We start from the raw sequence: 17515 nt of genomic DNA, 5'->3' as shown, positions 1-17515 counted from the left end.
TTATGGTAGTGAAAATGGTTGCCGATTCAAGGTGGTGATTCAGTTAGCCTTGTCCGTTTTCGCGCTTTAATACTGGTTCCTTATTCCTCGCCAACGTTTTCCACTTATCTCGCCGCCATGCAGACAGAAGATTCCTCGCAACTGGACATGTTATCTAACGCAGGAAAGCCAGCGATCTTCAAGAACCGGGATACGTTATCGCTGCATTTTGATGTCAATACATTGCAGAGCGAAATGCGCATCGATAATCCGGACGACTTAGTGCTCGAATATACCCAGGCAATGATGGGATTTCTCCTGTTTAATCCTGAGCCGAAAAGAATCGGAATGATTGGATTGGGGGGCGGTTCGCTGCCCAAGTTTTGCTACCGCTTTCTGCAGAAGACGACTATCGAAGTGGCGGAGATTGACCCGCAGGTAATTGGATTGCGGCGTGCTTTTCATATTCCTGACGATGATGAACGCCTCAGCGTGCGCTGCATCGACGGTGCTGAATTCGTACGGGAGGCTGACGCCTGGTTCGACGTACTACTGGTCGATGGCTTTGACAAAAGCGGTCAACCGCCGCAATTGTGCAGCCAACAGTTTTATGACGCTTGCCACGATTCATTGGCACAAGACGGAATCATGGTCGTCAATCTGCTTGCCGCTGCCCCAGACACTGAAATTTACGTTGAACGCATGCGCCTGGCGTTTGATGGAGAGACAGTCGTCATCGACACGTTGGATTCGCTAAACAAAATCATCTTCGCCTGCAAGGGAAAGGCGTTGCAGGCGGATGATTCAACGTTACGCCGGCGAATGCGCCAGTTGAAATTGTTGCATCCCTTGGTGGTCAGCCTGGCTGCGCAAAATATTATGATCAACCGTCGATTGCCGTCCCAGTAGGCCGTGCACCGCTCCAACGGAGAGCCTCGGCTACCGATTTAGTCAACGGCCAAAGCCGTTGTCAGCCCATGCGTTTGCACTTGCCCGTGTCAGGCTGAAATTAGGATCCACCCGCTTGCAGGCGAACTCGCTGCCATATTCATCGATCGCTTTGAGCAGGCCGTGCGGATCATCGTCATCCGGTACGATGGTGAGTGTGACCGTAACGGTCGCGTCATCGTGCGTGATGCTCACGCTCTTGTTAAGTGCTGCGTGTCGTTGTTGTTCGTGCCGCCGCAATACTTCAGACGCCGTCTTGACCAGTGTGGAGAAGGCATTGGCGTCGAGCGGCTTGGGATTTTTCTTGTCACGTCCCATCGTCCACGGTCCGACAAGCGCCGGTTCCGACTCGCCGTCCTTGAACATGGCGACCGCCCAGCCTTCATCGTCTTCGTTCTTGATGACACGCGCGGTCCAGCCGTCGTCTTTCCAAAGGCGGTCTTCGTGAATGCTGGGATCGGAATCGTGGTCTGACATGACAATGGGAGGTGCGGTGCAGCAGCAGATTATACCGCGCATAGAGCCATGAAAATGAAAGCACTGTCGAAGAGGTCGCGCTTCAGGTTGCGTCGCTACGTCAACCGCTGAACGCAGCGGCGTTGCGCAGGAGGGGAAAGAGCCATCTGGATGACTGAGGCAGGCCAACGCCGCGTCAACTGTGCCATGCCCGCCCAAAGGCGTGGATGAACTCCGTTAACTGGCCCTGCGGAAGATGATTGATGCCTCCTGCAGCGGGCCGGCCGCCGCCTTCGGGAAACAAGCGGCAGAGACGATCCGCGCCGTGCATGATCGCGAGTGGCGCCCGGACGCTGACGGTGTAGCCGCCGCGCAGATTCGAGGTGAGAATGGCATGCGCATGGTGCGGGCAACGCGCGGCTAGGGAATTGCCATAGGCGCCGCGTACGCGCCGGCTCCAGGCCGTGTCGGGCAGGATCACGATGTCTCCTTCAGGCAAGGACGCATAGGGGCGGATTCGCAGCGCCAGTTCCAAGTCATGCCTGCGCGCTTTGCGCAAGGTCTGAAACACCGGTTCCGTTTCGATGAACGTAAATGGGTCGGCATGGCGATGCAGGAGCGTATACAGTGTGGCAGGAGCGATCACGAGATCGGCCTCGCTGTCGCCATAGGCGTTGTAGTTCAGGCATTCGCCCAGTTCCTGCAATCCGCTGATTTGCGTCGCCTCCAGCGGCAACGATGTCGCCAGTTCTTTCGCCGCATGAGCCAGGTTGTCGCCGAAGGAAGCAACAACCGCCCAGACACGATACTGGCCACCCAGGAAGCGATCGACGATGCTGCCCGTGCAAACGTCCGGCGTGGTATCGATGACTGCCTGCAATCCCGGATGAGCCGGAACTTCGCCGGAGCCGTGATGATCGAAATATTGCACCGAAACGCCGCGTTCCAGCAGCGCAAGCAGTGCTGTGCGATTGACGTCGATCGATACATCGAGCGCCGTTACCGAATCTCCTGCTCGCGCGTCAACACGTTCAAGCAAGGCAATGTCGCGCTTGACCCCGGTGACCAGCGTCGCGTCGCACGGAGTGGCAAGGCGTAGCTGATGCAGCGCGCAAAGGCCGTCTGCATCGCCATTGAATACGTCAAAGTGAGCCATGTGACAGGGGATGACAATGACGGAACCGGTATCGCTTCACTCTTCCAGGATAGACCAGCCGTTGATGCTGTTTGCACTCGGCAGAAGCCGGATATTTGCCGAGCAGGTCGCGCAACAACTGGGCATTGGCTTGAGTCCGCATGAGGAAAGGGAGTTCGAAGATGGCGAGCACAAGACGCGGCCGCTGGTGAACGTGCGTGGCCGGGATGTATTCATACTGCAATCCCTCTTTGCGGATCGGGAGCAAAGCGGCAATGACAAGTTGTGCCGCTTGCTGTTTTTCATCGGCGCCTTGAAGGATGCCGCCGCCGCGCGCGTGACGGCGGTCGTGCCATATCTGGCTTATGCGCGCAAGGACCGGAAAAGCAAGCCGCGCGATCCGGTCACCACGCGTTATGTGGCTGCGCTGTTCGAAGCGGTGGGCACGGATGCGGTGGTGACCGTCGATGTGCATAATCTGGCCGCCTTCCAGAACGCCTTCCGTTGCGGCGCCGAGAACCTGGAAGCCAACCAGTTGTTTGTCTCCCATTTCACGCCCTTGCTGCTGGAGAGCGAGGTGGTCGTGGTGTCGCCGGATGCGGGCGGCATCAAGCGGGCCGAGCAGTTCAGGCAACGTCTGGCGCGAACGCTCGGCAAGCCGGTGGGCGCGGCCTTCGCTGAAAAATACCGTAGCGGCGGCGTGGTCAGCGGCGACATGCTGATCGGTGACATCAAGGATAAGGACGCGATCATCATCGACGACTTGATCAGCAGCGGCACCACCCTTGTTCGGGCCGCGCGCGCCTGCCGCGACCGGGGGGCGCAGAGGGTGTTTGCCGCGGCCACGCATGGTTTGTTCATGGGCGATGCGCCCACGGTGCTGGCCGATAGCGCGTTGTAAGGTATCGTGGTGACCGACACGGTCTCGCCGTTCAGGCTGGAGGGGAGTGCGGCGCAAGCAAAAGTCGGCATATTGAGCTGCACCGGGCTGTTTGCACAAGCGATTGCGCGGATTCATGATGGCGGATCGATCGTGGAATTGATGGAGGCCTGATGCGATTCCGCCAGCCGCAAGTAGTCGGCGGCACGCCGGCGCCATTCCGCTGAATAGCGGAATTTTTCCTCGTCCAGATGCCGGATGGCGATCCTGGCGCGCAGGGCGGCGCGGAAGCCCTGGTAGAAATGCACGAGCGCCGCGTCGGGCCAATCGCCGGTAATTTCACTGTAGGTGTGCAGCAGGAGCATGCCAAACTTTGCCGCGCCAAGCCGCTCGCATTCCAGCGCGAGAAAGCCCAGCTCGTCCACCGGATCGACCATGCGCAAGTCGCGCGAAAATTCGAGGCAGTCGATAATGGCCACCTCCGGCGCAAGGCAGATATGTTCCGGCCGCAGATCGCCATGGCCTTCCACGATCTTTCCCGTCCGCACCCGTTCATCGAGCCACTCTCTCCCGTGCTCGAGTACCGCGCGTTGCGACCGACACAATTCATGCACCCGTTCGACCGGTAGCCGATATTCGGGGCGACTCAATTCCCGCAGGTTGCGCTCGATATCGTGCAGTAACCTGTTCCGGTACGCGGCCGGATCGATGGTGATCATGATGCCGTTCCGGTAAAAGGCGGCAAGCCGGGCGGCGACGCGGCGAATATCTTCCGCGCTGACCGTGCCCTTCCTGATCGCATAGTCGAGCATGAGCTGCGTCGGTAGGCGGCGCATCTTGATCAGCCAGTCAATGACGGCACCATCGCCGCACAGTTGCAAATGCCCCTGTGCCTCGATGACCAGTGCCACGATGCCGATATAAACATCGGGAGCCAGGCGACGATTCAGGCGCAGCTCTTCCTCGCAATAATGGCGTCTCGCGTCGATGGTGCGGAAGTCGAACAAGTCATGGCATACAGGTTTTTTCAGCTTGTACGCATAGCCATCCGTCAGAAAAATCCATGACATATGCGTTTCAATGGCTTCCACGCGGTACGCCGGTTCCGGGAAACTGGTCGGTTGCCGCAAGAACGCCACCTTGGATTCAAGAGTGACGTCGAAGGAGGGCGGCGACGCAGCAGGCATGCTGTTGTCGCCGCAATGGAACATCATTGCGAGGGCAGGGAATGAAGGATGGCCTTGAAGCCGCTCCAGTCAGTGGCGCCCCATACTTCCGAATGCGCGCGACCGAAAGTGCGAATGATCGCCGACACCTTCAAGGCTGCATTCATGTCCGGCGCCGTGAATATATCCAGATAGTCATACGGCCCCAGCAGCGCATAGCTTTGCAGCCATGTGACATCCGGGCACTCCTGCTCGATGTGTCGGACAGCCCGCTTTTCGAAATCTTCCATTGACGACGGGGATTTCAATGCCTCGGGTGAAAGGCGAGTCAAGAGAATAAAAGTTTGCATGGCGTTTTCTCCTTGGAAAATGCTCGGTGCAATCAATTCACGTTAGCAGCGGAGGAGGAGGAGGGCTTGCGCGTGCTCAAACGGGTCTGTGAATGATGGTGTCTTCTGCATCGCACTGAGACGGAAGTGAAATCCCGCCTGAACTCGGTGACTTGGGGTGTTTGCTTCTTAGTGCCGAGGCAAGCATTCATCGCGCTCCCGTGGCTCGCTTTTCGAGGATAGGCGATGAAACCGACACAGGTGCTCCCCACCAAGGAAAATTTATTTATCGCCATGAATCGCAATGATTTTATGCGGGAGAAGCAAACTCGCCGCACAGCGTGGACATCGCCGCACGTGCTGCAATGCTCAGCTGCACCGTTGCACTCCAGTCGGGGCCGGACGGGGTAAATGCTTGACCGACTTCAAATTCGATGGGAAAACGGTGCGGCCGCCACGTTCCGGCACGCAAGGCCGCACGTGTGCCACGCAGGCCTGACACGACAACCGGCGCCGCCGCCCTGGCGGCGGCAATGAATGCGCCTGAATGAAAGGGCATCAGCCCGGCCTCGCGGCTGAACGTTCCTTCAGGGAAGACGACGATGTTCTCGCCGCGCTGCAACGCGGCAGCCATCCGTTCCACATCTTTCGCGCCGCGTCGGGCATCGAAGCGTTCGACAAAAAGAGCGCCCAACCCGGTCAGCAGGTTGCGCATCGCCGGCTGCTCCGCGAATTCGCGCTTTGCCGCATAGGTATATCCAGGCACGGCTGGCAACAGTGCGGTCAGCGCGATGGCATCCAGATAGCTGGCGTGATTAACCAGGAGCACATGGGGCTGGCGCGGCAAGCAATCGATGCCCTTGGCCGATAGCGGCGTGCCTGTAAGCCGGAATAGCAGACGTGCGCCGCAGCGGGCGACGCGCCGTCCCAGTGCCGGCTGTTGCAGCAGGATGACCATCCCGCCGCAAGGGAGCGCCAGCGCGGCAAGGATAGCCCACGCGTAGACGCCATACGCCCATGCGGCAATGCGCCGCGCGCCGACCCTGGCACGGGCCAGCATGACACTTGCGGCCAGGCGTGCGGCCTGCAGCCACGGCATGGCGGCAGGCTTCACCGCCGTGCCATGCTCATAGGCTTCCCGGCTCGCGAGACGACGGATCTTTCCGCTCGAAGTCTTGAGCACCGCATGCGGCGGCACCAGAACGATGTCGTCCGCCGGCATGCCGATCACGTCGATCGCGGTCTGGTTAAGCGCGTGGCGCAACTGCGCGCGCGCGGCTTCGTTCCGTTCCCGGGTCTCGGCTATGATCACCAGGCGCTCGCTGCCGGTGGCAGGGTCGGGGCTGGCGAACACCGCAACGCATCCCTTGCGGATGCCCGGCAGCTTGCCGATGGCCTCCTCCAGGTCGTACGGGTACAGGTTGCGTCCGCCGCGCTTGAGCAGATCCTTCACGCGGCCGGTGACGTAGACCTCGCCTTGCGCCATGTACGCAAGGTCGCCCGAATCGAGCCAGCCGTCGCGCAACAGGGCGCGCGTGGCTGCGGGATGGCGATAGTAACCCGCCGTGGCGGACGGCCCGCGGAATTCCAGGCGCCCGACCCGGCGTTCGGGCAGTTCGACGCCGGCGTCATCGACGACCCGGATCTCGTGCCCCGGCAGCGCCCGGCCGCAACCCGGAATGGCGAGGGTGGCGGTATCGGCCCCGGTCGCCGGTTCCGCACTGCCATGGCGGGTGAACGGCTCGCGCCGGATGACATCGATGCGCGGTCCGCGCTCCAGCGGAGGAAACGCCAGCCCGACCGAGGATTCCGCCAGACCGTACACGGGCGTGACCGCCTGCCGGCGCAACCCGCAACATGCAAATCGCGCGGCGAACGCTTCCAGGGTGGATGGACTGACCGGCTCCGCGCCGTTGAGCGCCAAGCGCCAGCTCGACAGATCCAGGCCGGCCAGCGCAGCATCGCTGACATGCCGCACGCACAGCTCATAGGCGAAGTTCGGCGCGGCCGATATTGTGCCGCGATGGCGCGCAATGGCTTGCAGCCAGAGTGCCGGCCGCGCGAGAAAAGCAAGCGGCGACATGAGCACCAGCGGCATGCCATAGTACAGCGAGCCGAACCAGGCGCCGATCAAGCCCATGTCGTGGTAAAGCGGCAGCCACGACACAAAGATGTCGCTCGGCGAAGCCTGCGCTGCCTGCCCCAGCGCACGGATATTGGCGAGCAGGTTGGCGTGGGTCAGCATGACGCCCTTGGGATCACCGGTGCTGCCCGAGGTGTATTGAAGGAAGGCGATGTCGCTGCCCTGCGGGCGATAGCGTGATGTCGCCGGCGATGCGCGCAGTTCGGATGGCGTGACGATCGCCGCCAGGGACGGCGCTGCGGCTTGCAGCATGACGGCAACCGGCTTGGCCTGCTCCAGGGTGATGATGAGTGACGCTTCGGCGTTGGACAGGATGCGCGCATGCCTTCGCAAGTGGTCTTCGATATGGGCCATCCGCGCCGGCGGGTAGATCGGCACCGGGATGCCGCCGGCAATCATCACGCCGAAAAAGCAAGCAAGATAGTCGCGTCCGGTGGGCAGCATCAAGGCGACGGTTTGCCTGGGCAGGAGCCCTTGCCCAGCCAGACCGGCGGCAATACCGCGTGCCGCATCGAGCAAGTCGTGGTAGCGCAGCGGATGTTCCTGATGTTGCTCGTCATGCAGCAGGATGTGAAAACGATCCGGCTGGTGTGCGGCGTGCCATTCGAGAACATCGACCAGCGTCTGCGCTCCAGCGGGAATGCCGACGGATCGCGTGCCGGGCAATGACGCCCGGGTTTCCGCCACCCGCACTTGTGGCGTCTTCCCCAGATAGCGCAGCAGCGCAAGCGGCGTGTCGGCCTCGGATAGAGCTTCGGCGGGTAATTCAACACTAAACGCCTTTTCCACGCGCTGCATCAATTCCACGCGTGCCAGGCTGTCCAATCCCAGGTCGCGCTCGAACGAGGCGTCCACGGTGACCGGATACGAATGGCCAGGGTGGGTTTCGTATGCGAGCTGACGAACGATGGCAAGCAATTGCTCGGGAGTCGGCGTTCCAGTGGGTGGGATGGCGTCGTTCACGGAAAGCCCTGTTGAAAGAGTCTGCTTCACCATAGTGCTTCGCAAACGCGCATCTTTGTCATGAATCAAGCTCGCGCACTTGCTCGGTACAAGAAGTAATGCCTGCAAGTCATTGCACATGGGAAGCTGCGTATGCCAACCATCATCGCGCGGGCTTCCACATGGTTGTGCAGATTTGATCCGAATCAAGGGCTCCCCCTCCCGGCACGGCTCACAATGGCCCAGTAATTCGCAGAAGAGAAAGGATCGCCATGCCGCGCTCTTCTATCATCCGCAAGGCCGCAACGGATTTCCGTGTCCCGCCGAACTGGGTCGACTACGACGAAACCAGGGCTGAATTTTCCTGGGAAAATGCAAGGAAGGAACTGGCAGGTTTGCCGGGCGGCGGCATCAACATCGCGCATGAAGCCATCGAGCGTCACCTGCCGGACGCGTCGCGTGACCGTATCGCGTTCCGTTTCCTTGGCATGGATGGCGAGCGCGTTCTTAGCTACCGCGAACTGTCCCTCCTCACCAATCGCTTCGCCAATGTGCTGCGCCAGCTCGGCGTCGGCAAGGGCGACCGGGTGTTCGTGCTGGCCGGCCGCATACCGGAACTGTACATTGCGGTGCTGGGCAGCCTGAAGAATGGCAGCGTCGCCTGCCCGCTGTTTTCCGCCTTCGGTCCGGAACCGATCGTCACGCGCCTGACGCTTGGCAATGCGAAAGCGCTCGTGACGACCGTGCAGCTCTATCGCCGCAAGATCGAAAAGATCCGCGACCGGCTGCCAGATTTGCAGCACGTGCTGCTGGTCGGGGAAAACGGCGAACCGGTTCCCGATATCCCCAACGCCGTCGACCTGCAACGCATGATGAACGAGGCGGACGATGCATTCGACACGGTCGCAACGCAGCCCGCAGACATGGCATTGCTGCATTTCACCAGCGGCACCACCGGCACGCCCAAGGGGGCAGTACACGTGCATGAAGCGGCGGTCACGCACCGCGCCACCGGCAAGTACGCGCTCGACCTGCATCCCGACGACATCTATTGGTGCACCTCTGATCCGGGCTGGGTCACCGGCACTTCGTACGGCATCATCGCGCCGCTGCTGCACGGTGTGACGTCGGTCGTTGACGAGGCGGAGTTCGACGCCGAGCGCTGGTACCGCATCCTGCAGGAGCAGCAGGTCAGCGTCTGGTACACGGCCCCGACCGCGATCCGGATGCTGATGAAAGCGGGCGAGGATATCGCCAAAAAATATTCGTTCCCGAAACTGCGCTTCATCGCGAGCGTCGGCGAGCCGCTGAATCCGGAAGCGGTATGGTGGGGCAAGGAAGTGCTCGGCTTGCCGATCCACGACAACTGGTGGCAGACCGAGACCGGCGGCATCATGATCGCCAACACGCCGGCCTTCGATATCAAGCCCGGCTCGATGGGGCGACCCTTGCCCGGCGTCGAGGCATTCATCGTCGCCCGCGACGAACAGGGGCAGGTGCGGGTGATCGACGCGCCGGATACTGAGGGCGAGCTGGCGCTCAAAAGCGGCTGGCCGTCGATGTTTCGCGGTTACCTGAACAACGAGGAGCGTTACCGCAAGTGCTTCGCCGGCGACCTTTACCTGACCGGGGATCTCGCGAAGCGAGATGCGGACGGTTATTTCTGGTTCGTCGGACGCGCCGACGACGTGATCAAGTCGGCCGGGCACCTGATCGGGCCGTTCGAGGTCGAGAGCGCGCTGATGGAGCATCCGGCGGTGGCCGAAGCCGGCGTGATCGGCAAGCCGGACGATACCGTGGGCGAAGTGGTGAAGGCGTTCGTCTCGCTCAAGCGCGGAGTCGAGCCGTCGGAGGAGCTGCGCATGGAATTGCTCGGACATGCGCGCAAGCGGCTGGGCGCGGCCGTGGCGCCGAAGGAAATCGATTTTTTGCCGACGCTGCCCCGTACGCGTAGCGGCAAGATCATGCGACGCCTGCTGAGGGCGCGTGAACTGGGCTTGCCGGAAGGCGACACGTCCACGCTGGAAGGACAGTCATGAGCGTTCCTTATGACAAGGCCATCTGCATGGCGCTGCTGACCGACATGCTGCGCATCCGCCGCATGGAGGAAAAATCGGCGGAGCTGTACGGCGCCGGCAAGATCCGCGGCTTTCTGCATCTGTATATCGGCGAGGAAGCGGTCGCGGTCGGCGCGCTGCATGCGCTTGCGCCGGAGGACAACATCATCGCTACCTACCGTGAGCATGGACATGCGCTGGTGCGTGGCGTGCCGATGACGGCGATCATGGCGGAAATGTTCGGCAAGCGCGACGGCTGCTCGCGCGGACGGGGCGGCTCGATGCACCTGTTCGATCGCGCCACCCGCTTCTTCGGCGGCAATGCAATCGTCGGCGGTGGCTTGCCGCTGACTGTCGGCCTAGCGCTGGCCGACAAGATGCAAAGTATTTCGCGCGTGAACGCCTGCTTCTTCGGCGAGGGCGCGATGGCAGAGGGCGCCTTCCATGAATCGATCAACCTGGCCGCGTTGTGGAAACTGCCGGTGCTTTTCCTCTGCGAGAACAATTTCTATGCAATGGGCACCGCGCTCGCGCGTTCCGAATCGCAAACTGATCTGTGCGCGAAGGCGGCCAGCTACAACGTGCGCACCATGAAAGCCGATGGCATGGACGTGGTCGCGGTGCACGAAACGACGAAGGAAGCCGCGCGCCAGGTGCGCGCCGGGGAAGGGCCGGTATTCGTCGAATTCCAGACTTATCGCTTTCGCGCGCACTCGATGTTCGATCCCGACTTGTACCGCGACAAGGCCGAAATCGAAGCATGGAAGAAGCGCGGTCCGATCCATACTTTTTCCGCGCGCCTGAAAGCCGAGGACAAGCTGACCGAAGCCGAATTCCTCGCGCTCGACGCGCAGGCCGAGCAAGAAGTGCAGCAAGCGGTCGCGTTCGCCGACGCCGCGCAGTGGGAGCCGGTCGAGGATCTGACGCGCGATGTCTATACGCCGGGGCCGCAGCGATGAAGATGAGCTATCGCGAGGCAATGCGCCAGGCGATGCGCGAGGCGCTGACCACCGACCCGCGCGTGTTCCTGATGGGCGAGGATGTCGGCAAGTACGGCGGCACGTATGCGGTGTCGAAAGGCTTTGTCGAGGAGTTCGGGCCGGAACGCATCCGCGACACGCCGCTGTCTGAACTCGGCTTCGTCGGCGCCGGCATCGGCGCGGCGCTGGGCGGCATGCGCCCGATCGTCGAAGTCATGACGGTCAACTTCAGCCTGCTGGCGCTGGACCAGATCGTCAATACGGCGGCCGCTTTGCGCCATATGTCGGGCGGCCAGTTCAACGTGCCGGTCGTGATCCGGATGGCAACCGGCGCCGGGCGGCAGGTCGCGGCACAGCATTCGCACAGCCTGGAAGGATGGTATGCGCACATCCCCGGCATCAAGGTGCTGGCCCCGGCCACCGTCGCCGATGCGCGCGGGATGCTGGCGCCGGCGCTGGCCGATCCCGACCCGGTGATCCTGTTCGAACATGCCCAGCTGTACAACATCGAGGCCGACATTGTGCCGGGCCCGTGCGACATCCGCTCGGCGGCGATACGCCGGGAAGGAAGTGACGTCAGCCTGTATGCGTATGGCGGCTGCCTGCCGAAGGCGCTGGTAGCGGCCGAGCGGCTGGCGGCGGACGGCATCGACGCCGAAGTGGTCGACCTGAGGGTGCTGCGTCCGCTGGATATCGACACAATCCTCGCGTCGGTGCGCAAGACGCATCGCGCAGTTGTGGTCGACGAGGGCTGGAAAACCGGCAGCCTGGCGGCGGAAATTGTCGCCTGCATCACGGAAAACGCGTTCTACGACCTGGATGCAGCGCCGGTTCGCGTCTGCAGTGCCGAAGTGCCGATCCCGTATGCACGGCACCTGGAAGAAGCGGCGCTGCCGCAGGCGGATTCCATTGTGGCGGCGGCCAGACTAGCGGTGGGCAAACGATGATCGAGTTCAAATTGCCATTCCTCGGTGCCGACGTGGACGAGGGCAAGCTGCTCCAGTGGCAAATCAAGCCGGGCGATACCGTCAGGCGTGGTCAGGTAGTGGCCGTGGTCGATACGTCGAAAGCAGCGGTCGATGTGGAAAGCTGGCAGGAAGGCACTGTCTTCGAGTTGCGGGCGCAGCCCGGTGACATCGTGCCGGTCGGCGCGGTGCTCGCGACGCTCCTGGGCGCGGGGGAATCGGAGCAAACACAGACAGTGCCTGCCGCCGAAGCTCCTCCCGTGCGCATGCCCGAGCCGGTCGTCGCGCTCTCCCGACCGGCAGCGGCAGCAACCGCGCGGCGCAGGATTTCTCCTGCCGCGCGCAAGCATGCGGAAGATCACGGCATCGACATCGACAGCGTGTCCGGCACCGGACCGGATGGTGCGGTGACTTTGCAGGACGTGCAGCGGCTCGAAGCGCCAGCGCAGGCACAGCCGGCTCCGTCCGACAGGCAGGCCGCGATGCGCAAGGCGATCGCCGCCGCGATGAGCCGCTCGAAGAAGGAAATCCCTCACTACTACCTGAGCGAGACCGTGCCGATGCGCAAGGCGCAGCAGTGGCTGGCCGCGGCCAACGAAAAACGCAGCATCACCGAACGCCTGCTGATGGCGACGCTGCAGATCAAGGCGGTGGCGCTCGCGTTGAAAAAATACCCGGACATGAATGGTTTCTATGTGGACGGGGAGCGCCGGCCGTCGCGGTCGATCCATGTCGGCGTCGCGATCTCTCTGCGGCAGGGCGGGCTGATTGCGCCAGCCATCCACAATGCCGTCGACAAGCCGCTGGACCAGCTGATGCGCGACCTCACCGACCTCGTGCAGCGTGCGCGCGCCGGATCGCTACGCAGTTCCGAAATGTCGGATCCGACGATTACGGTGACCAATCTCGGCGAGCAGGGTGTGGAAAGCGTGTTCGGCGTGATCTATCCGCCGCAGGTCGCTCTGGTCGGCTTCGGCAGGGTTCGCGACATCGCGTGGGTCACAGCGGACGGCGGGCTGTGCACGATGCCGGCGACCACCGCCAGCCTGTCGGGCGACCACCGGGTATCGGACGGTCATTACGGTGCGCTGTTTCTGGCCGAGGTGCGGGAGCGGCTGCAGCACCCGGAGCAACTCTGAAGGGAATACGATGGAAAAACAGGAATTGCTGGCGACGGTGGTCTCCAATCTCAAGTCGATCGCGCCGGAAGTCGATGAGAACGAACTCGTCGTCGACCGGGCGCTGCGCGAACAGGTCGACCTCGATTCGATGGACTGGCTCAATTTCCTGATCGGCCTGCACCGCAAGCTCAAGGTGGACATTCCCGAATCCGACTATGCGCGACTGCGCACTTTGAACGACCTGGTGGAGTATCTGGGGGCAAAGCTCTGACGAATCGATCATGAAGCGGCCTGTCAGACAACAGTAGCCTATGCCTTCGCAACACTGGCCTTCGCATCACGGCCATCCATGAGCACGGTCGTCGCGTCTGTCGCGGGCGAGTCAGTACCGATGGCCGCCTCCGCCTACGTAGCGCCAACAAGCAGAATTTCTCATTGAGCGTTTCCTAATGGAATTGTTCCTTGCCGATGGCGCGAAATGCATTTTCAGCGGTCTAATCGACAGCCTCGCCAAAAACTATTTTTCGGCAAGATGAATTCACATGGAAAAAATCAAGCTTGCTCCGGTAAAACGTGACCGCCACGGCTATGCGCGCCTGCATGCAATTCTCGACAGCTTGAATGAAGGCGTGCTGATGTATGCCCTGGATGGGCAGGTGATCGAAGCAAATCAGGCGGCGCTGGACTTTCTCAGCGCAACGACAAAGGAAGAAATCAAGCTGACCAAAGCCGGCCTGGACGCGACCTTCGAGGTTTCCACGCTGGACGCAGAGCCGGTGCCAGTGGAAGACTGGCCGGTATGGCGTGTCATGCACGGGGAGGAAGTCGCCGATATCGTCTTGTGGGTCAGGAATAAGCGTACCGGACGGCAATGGATATCGAGCCACAGTGGAAGGCCGCTGCGGTTTCTCGGTACTAATGAAACCTTCGCCGTTTTGTCGATTCGGGACATAACGAAGAGCAAGACAGCCGAGCTCCAGGTCCAGGCAATGGAAACCCGCTTGAAATCCGCCTTCGACAGCTTCATCGATCAAGTCATTATTGTCGATCACCAGCTCAAGCCGACCTATCTGAACTCCGCCGCGCGCCGGGCGGGCATGCCGATCGCTGCGGGCGGGGAGAACGTGTTCTGGCATGCGGCCGCCAGAGATGCGCTCACCGGCGCCAAACCGGTCACCACCGAAGTGCAACACATCACTGACTCCGGCGTGCGCGACTATACGGTGAGCGCCACGCCGTTATTCAATGCCGCAAGCGCCATCGATGAAGTGGTTGTCTTTGCACATGATTCCACGGAACGCAATCATGCGCAGGAAAGCCTAAGAAAGGCGGCGCTGCACGATCCTCTGACAGGGCTTCCCAATCGGGCACTGTTGTACGAATGTGCCAAGCACCTGTTTGGCGAGGCCCGGCGCTCCTGCCAGCAGGTTGCGGTCCTGTTTATCGATCTGGATCGATTCAAGTCCGTCAACGACATTTATGGCCACGAGGTCGGGGACAAGCTGTTGCGTGAATTGGCCGCGCGGATTCAATCGCGCATGCGCGGCGAGGACGTCATCACGCGCATCGGCGGCGACGAGTTCGTCATCCTGTTGCCGCAAGTAGATGAACGCCGCCTTCCGCATACTGTTGCAGCCGATCTAATCCACCTCATCGGCAAGCCGGTCAATGTAGATGGCATTGAATTGACGGTGGAGGCATGCATAGGCATCAGCCTGTTTCCCAGCGACGGAGAAACGCTCAATGAATTGCTGCGACGGGCGGATGCTGCGATGTACGCGGCCAAGGATTCCGGAAGGAACAGCTATCGTTTCTATACCGACGATTTGGCGTCTCAATCAATCACGCACTCCCGCATCGAACATGAATTGAGAAGGGCGATCGGCAAGGGTGAGCTGAGCATGGCATACCAGCCGATTGTCGAAATCAGTTCGGGAAAGGTGCTCTGCGCCGAAGCGCTCATTCGCTGGGAAAACGGGCGCGTGGGGCCGGACGTGTTCGTGCCGATTGCAGAAATGTCAGGCCTTGTCAGTCGGATGACCGATTGGGTGCTGGATGAAATCGCTCGCGAGCAGCATCGCTGGCGGCAGCAAGGGCTGCCCTTGATCCCGATCTCCGTCAATGTGTCTCCTGTGCAATTCAAATTGCGCAGCTTTGTCGATGACATCGAACGCAGGCTGCGCGAAAAGCAGGTCCCGGCCGATGCATTGCAGATTGAATTGACAGAAACGGCCGTGATGGACAACGTCGACCACGCGATCCGGACGATACAGCGCTTGCGCGAGCTGGGGGTTAAAGTCGCGCTCGACGATTTTGGGAAAGGCTACTCCAGCCTCAGCTATCTCAGCCACCTTCCCATCGATAAGATCAAGATCGACAAGGAATTTATTCTCGGATTCGACCAAAACGCGTCGAACCGGGCGATTACCGATGCGATTATCGCGTTGGGTACGGCATTGCAGCTTGAGGTGGTTGCGGAGGGCATCGAGTCGCGCGAAGCGCTGGCCTATGTGCGGGAGCAGGGCTGCAGGCAGGCCCAGGGGTTTTATCTGTGCAAACCGGTGTCGGGAAAAATGTTTGCCACGCTCTTTGCGCAAGGAACTGTGTCGGGTTTCAATTTGGATCCATAGTTCTATTCTCTCTTGCCGGTTTGGCGCTCCGGCGCATAGGCAGGCGAAGTATGCGCAGCAGGCGTGCGCGCTACCGCAAGGATGTGTGCCACTTCCTCATCCGTGACCGCAGGAAAATGCCGGTAAAACTGGCTGACCGCACCGAAGTACGACGGCACTTGCAGAACGACCACCTTGTCGGCCAGCGGGTAAATCTGCTGCAGGCTGTCGGCCGCCGCAACCGGCACTGCGCATATCAGTTCCGCAGGTTTTCTGGCGCGAACAGCATGGAGCGCCGCGATCATCGTTGCCCCCGTGGCCAGACCGTCATCCACCACGATCGCAATACGGCCCCTGGGGTCGATCGGCGGCGCGAATGGCGTGTATTGCGCGCGCCGCTTTTTCAATGTCTCCAGTTGGCGCGCCTTGGTCTGTTCGATCATCCTGTGCGTCTCCCCAAGCTCTTCGATCATCGGCGCGAGATAGGTCCACCCGCTTTCATCGATGGCCCCAATAGCGAGCTCCGGATCGAGCAAAGCACCGAGCTTGTGGACCAATACGACATCCAGTTCGCCGTCGAGCTGTTGCGCGAGAATTTGCCCCATCGGCGCCGCGCCGCGCGGAATCGCGAGTACCAGTGGATTGCGGCCGCGATACTCCTGGAGGCGCTCCAAAAGGGCCCGGGCGGCGTCGACACGATCGTTGAATATTCCGGTAGACATGGCGTGATGTGGTGCGCGATTAATGTTGCGACTTGCGCCACAAGGCGGAAGCGACGAGGGCAATCCCGGCGACGATGAACACGACGGGCAGCAGGCCGCCGGGTATCAATGATTCGCCAAACTGCCACTGCAATGATTCCAGAATGCCCCAGACCGCGAACACGAATCCGAGCACCAGCCAGAACCAGTCCACGGACAGCTGGAAATACCTGCGCGCCGCCTGCCCGCCGAGCACGATAACGCCGACCCCGATCAAGGCGAATCCCCAACGCATGTTTGTCAGAAAAGCCGCCCCCATCCAGATCAGAAAGAGGCCCCAGCCCACGGCGTCCAGTTTCTGGAGCAAGGTGCTTTTCCCGTCCGACAGTTGATCAGATTTGCGGTCATCCATGTTGCACCTCCTCGATACGCACGGGTGTCTGAAGATCAGTCTAGGCAGTGCGGTGCGGTGGGCCCGCTTGCCTATGCGGAGGTCTGATTTAACGCAAACTTTCGATTCCCTGCGCACCGCGTTGAGTAGGGGGCCAGTTCGCAATCGATTCAACCTGCTGTTCTCCAGCTTCCATCCCGCTGGCGGCAGGCGGTGCCATACACTTTTTCGCGCTTTCCGCCAATAGTCGCGTTAACGGTGTATTCCCGGCAGGGAGCTCCGGCTGAGTCATAGGTGCGGGTCGGGACTACCGTATATTCATTGCCGGTGTCCGGGTTGCGCCATTGCGAAGCGACGCCGGTGCGAACGGTCTCCAGGCTGCGCGCAACTTTGATACGGTCTTGATCATCCATGGAACGACCAACGGCACCTCCGATCGACGCGCCGACGAGCGTGCCAACGATGGTTGCCACCGTCCTGCCTTCGCCGCCCCCTACCTGGGAGCCGAGCACTCCGCCGAGTGCGCCGCCTATCACCATCCCCGATTGTTCCTGGGTCGGCGGGACAGTACATGCTGAAAGGCCCAATACTGCGGCAGAAATCAAAACAGAAATTTTCTTGCTGGTCATGATAAAGATCCTTTCCAGTACCTTCCCATGTGCCGTTTGTGGACGCTGACGTTTTGGAGAGAAAAGCGGATTTCGGGTTCGACA

The 17515-nt window shown here is 61.1% G+C and carries 16 protein-coding genes; 8 read left to right on the top strand and 8 right to left on the bottom strand.

Annotated elements, in window-relative coordinates:
* Positions 1 to 18 precede the first annotated feature (18 nt).
* A complete protein-coding gene (locus FAY22_RS07815; RefSeq protein ID WP_146329688.1) occupies positions 19 to 888 on the top strand; it encodes a fused MFS/spermidine synthase in 870 nt (289 codons plus the stop codon).
* A gap of 42 nt (positions 889 to 930) precedes the next feature.
* Here FAY22_RS07815 and FAY22_RS07810 read toward each other — a convergent pair whose 3' ends face one another.
* Together FAY22_RS07810 and FAY22_RS07805 are read right to left on the bottom strand one after the other, a co-directional pair.
* The gene (locus FAY22_RS07810) at positions 931 to 1404 is read right to left on the bottom strand and encodes a hypothetical protein (protein WP_146329687.1); all 474 of its coding nucleotides are present in this window, start codon (positions 1402 to 1404) and stop codon (positions 931 to 933) included.
* A 175-nt stretch (positions 1405 to 1579) separates the two neighbouring features.
* A complete protein-coding gene (locus tag FAY22_RS07805; protein ID WP_146329686.1) occupies positions 1580 to 2539 on the bottom strand; it encodes an acetyltransferase in 960 nt (319 codons plus the stop codon).
* Between the two features lie 16 nt (positions 2540 to 2555).
* Here FAY22_RS07805 and FAY22_RS07800 point away from each other — a divergent pair, with 16 nt between their 5' ends.
* The gene (locus tag FAY22_RS07800; RefSeq protein WP_371417380.1) at positions 2556 to 3419 is read left to right on the top strand and encodes a ribose-phosphate diphosphokinase; all 864 of its coding nucleotides are present in this window, start codon (positions 2556 to 2558) and stop codon (positions 3417 to 3419) included.
* A gap of 113 nt (positions 3420 to 3532) precedes the next feature.
* Here the strand turns inward: FAY22_RS07800 and FAY22_RS07795 are convergent, their stop codons facing one another.
* The 3 genes from FAY22_RS07795 to FAY22_RS07785 form a co-directional block, all read right to left on the bottom strand.
* Positions 3533 to 4585, bottom strand: a complete 1053-nt coding sequence (locus FAY22_RS07795; protein ID WP_146329685.1) for a hypothetical protein — start codon at positions 4583 to 4585, stop codon at positions 3533 to 3535.
* A gap of 23 nt (positions 4586 to 4608) precedes the next feature.
* Positions 4609 to 4914, bottom strand: coding sequence for a GYD domain-containing protein (locus FAY22_RS07790; RefSeq protein ID WP_146329684.1), 306 nt, complete (start codon positions 4912 to 4914; stop codon positions 4609 to 4611).
* Between the two features lie 289 nt (positions 4915 to 5203).
* Positions 5204 to 7999 carry an AMP-binding protein gene (locus tag FAY22_RS07785; protein WP_246860697.1) on the bottom strand — a complete coding sequence of 932 codons (2796 nt, stop codon included), beginning with the start codon at positions 7997 to 7999 and terminating at the stop codon, positions 5204 to 5206.
* Positions 8000 to 8250: 251 nt separating this feature from the next.
* Between FAY22_RS07785 and acsA the strand changes: the two genes are divergently transcribed.
* The 6 genes from acsA to FAY22_RS07755 all read left to right on the top strand — a co-directional run bounded on the left by acsA (position 8251) and on the right by FAY22_RS07755 (position 15731).
* Entirely contained in the window at positions 8251 to 10017 is a 1767-nt protein-coding gene (gene acsA / locus FAY22_RS07780; protein WP_146329682.1) for an acetate--CoA ligase, read from the top strand.
* A complete protein-coding gene (pdhA, locus tag FAY22_RS07775) occupies positions 10014 to 10994 on the top strand; it encodes a pyruvate dehydrogenase (acetyl-transferring) E1 component subunit alpha (RefSeq protein WP_146329681.1) in 981 nt (326 codons plus the stop codon). The genes acsA and pdhA overlap by 4 nt, the downstream gene beginning before the upstream one ends.
* Positions 10991 to 11962: an alpha-ketoacid dehydrogenase subunit beta gene (locus FAY22_RS07770; RefSeq protein WP_146329680.1), complete on the top strand. Its 972-nt coding sequence runs from the start codon at positions 10991 to 10993 to the stop codon at positions 11960 to 11962. Before pdhA ends, FAY22_RS07770 begins: the two co-directional genes overlap by 4 nt.
* Positions 11959 to 13119 (top strand): dihydrolipoamide acetyltransferase family protein, encoded by a 1161-nt coding sequence (locus tag FAY22_RS07765; RefSeq protein ID WP_146329679.1) that lies wholly within the window; start codon positions 11959 to 11961, stop codon positions 13117 to 13119. The genes FAY22_RS07770 and FAY22_RS07765 overlap by 4 nt, the downstream gene beginning before the upstream one ends.
* A 10-nt stretch (positions 13120 to 13129) precedes the next feature.
* A complete protein-coding gene (locus FAY22_RS07760) occupies positions 13130 to 13372 on the top strand; it encodes an acyl carrier protein (protein ID WP_146329678.1) in 243 nt (80 codons plus the stop codon).
* A 271-nt stretch (positions 13373 to 13643) separates the two neighbouring features.
* Positions 13644 to 15731, top strand: coding sequence for a bifunctional diguanylate cyclase/phosphodiesterase (locus FAY22_RS07755; protein ID WP_146329677.1), 2088 nt, complete (start codon positions 13644 to 13646; stop codon positions 15729 to 15731).
* Between the two features lie 2 nt (positions 15732 to 15733).
* Here FAY22_RS07755 and FAY22_RS07750 read toward each other — a convergent pair whose 3' ends face one another.
* The 3 genes from FAY22_RS07750 to FAY22_RS07740 all read right to left on the bottom strand — a co-directional run bounded on the left by FAY22_RS07750 (position 15734) and on the right by FAY22_RS07740 (position 17431).
* The gene (locus FAY22_RS07750) at positions 15734 to 16432 is read right to left on the bottom strand and encodes a phosphoribosyltransferase (protein WP_146329676.1); all 699 of its coding nucleotides are present in this window, start codon (positions 16430 to 16432) and stop codon (positions 15734 to 15736) included.
* Between the two features lie 19 nt (positions 16433 to 16451).
* On the bottom strand, positions 16452 to 16823 hold the full coding sequence (locus FAY22_RS07745; protein ID WP_146329675.1) for a hypothetical protein: 372 nt from the start codon (positions 16821 to 16823) through the stop codon (positions 16452 to 16454).
* A gap of 149 nt (positions 16824 to 16972) precedes the next feature.
* Positions 16973 to 17431 (bottom strand): RT0821/Lpp0805 family surface protein, encoded by a 459-nt coding sequence (locus FAY22_RS07740; RefSeq protein WP_146329674.1) that lies wholly within the window; start codon positions 17429 to 17431, stop codon positions 16973 to 16975.
* Positions 17432 to 17515 lie beyond the last annotated feature (84 nt).

Origin of the sequence: Noviherbaspirillum sp. UKPF54 (assembly GCF_007874125.1) — a bacterium.
In the GTDB taxonomy this organism is placed as follows: Bacteria; Pseudomonadota; Gammaproteobacteria; order Burkholderiales; family Burkholderiaceae_D; genus Noviherbaspirillum.
Note: the sequence above shows the minus strand (reverse complement) of the source record. Positions and strands in the feature narration are given on the sequence as shown.

Excerpts from the sequence above, each read along its gene's own strand:
- FAY22_RS07750 (WP_146329676.1), bottom strand. The coding sequence starts at position 16,432 with ATGTCTACCGGAATATTCAACGATCGTGTCGACGCCGCCCGGGCCCTT.
- FAY22_RS07770 (WP_146329680.1), top strand. The coding sequence starts at position 10,991 with ATGAAGATGAGCTATCGCGAGGCAATGCGCCAGGCGATGCGCGAGGCG.
- FAY22_RS07740 (WP_146329674.1), bottom strand. The coding sequence starts at position 17,431 with ATGACCAGCAAGAAAATTTCTGTTTTGATTTCTGCCGCAGTATTGGGC.
- FAY22_RS07755 (WP_146329677.1), top strand. The coding sequence starts at position 13,644 with ATGGAAAAAATCAAGCTTGCTCCGGTAAAACGTGACCGCCACGGCTAT.
- FAY22_RS07760 (WP_146329678.1), top strand. The coding sequence starts at position 13,130 with ATGGAAAAACAGGAATTGCTGGCGACGGTGGTCTCCAATCTCAAGTCG.
- FAY22_RS07795 (WP_146329685.1), bottom strand. The coding sequence starts at position 4,585 with ATGCCTGCTGCGTCGCCGCCCTCCTTCGACGTCACTCTTGAATCCAAG.
- FAY22_RS07790 (WP_146329684.1), bottom strand. The coding sequence starts at position 4,914 with ATGCAAACTTTTATTCTCTTGACTCGCCTTTCACCCGAGGCATTGAAA.
- FAY22_RS07805 (WP_146329686.1), bottom strand. The coding sequence starts at position 2,539 with ATGGCTCACTTTGACGTATTCAATGGCGATGCAGACGGCCTTTGCGCG.
- FAY22_RS07800 (WP_371417380.1), top strand. The coding sequence starts at position 2,556 with ATGACGGAACCGGTATCGCTTCACTCTTCCAGGATAGACCAGCCGTTG.
- FAY22_RS07745 (WP_146329675.1), bottom strand. The coding sequence starts at position 16,823 with ATGGATGACCGCAAATCTGATCAACTGTCGGACGGGAAAAGCACCTTG.
- FAY22_RS07765 (WP_146329679.1), top strand. The coding sequence starts at position 11,959 with ATGATCGAGTTCAAATTGCCATTCCTCGGTGCCGACGTGGACGAGGGC.
- acsA (WP_146329682.1), top strand. The coding sequence starts at position 8,251 with ATGCCGCGCTCTTCTATCATCCGCAAGGCCGCAACGGATTTCCGTGTC.
- pdhA (WP_146329681.1), top strand. The coding sequence starts at position 10,014 with ATGAGCGTTCCTTATGACAAGGCCATCTGCATGGCGCTGCTGACCGAC.
- FAY22_RS07810 (WP_146329687.1), bottom strand. The coding sequence starts at position 1,404 with ATGTCAGACCACGATTCCGATCCCAGCATTCACGAAGACCGCCTTTGG.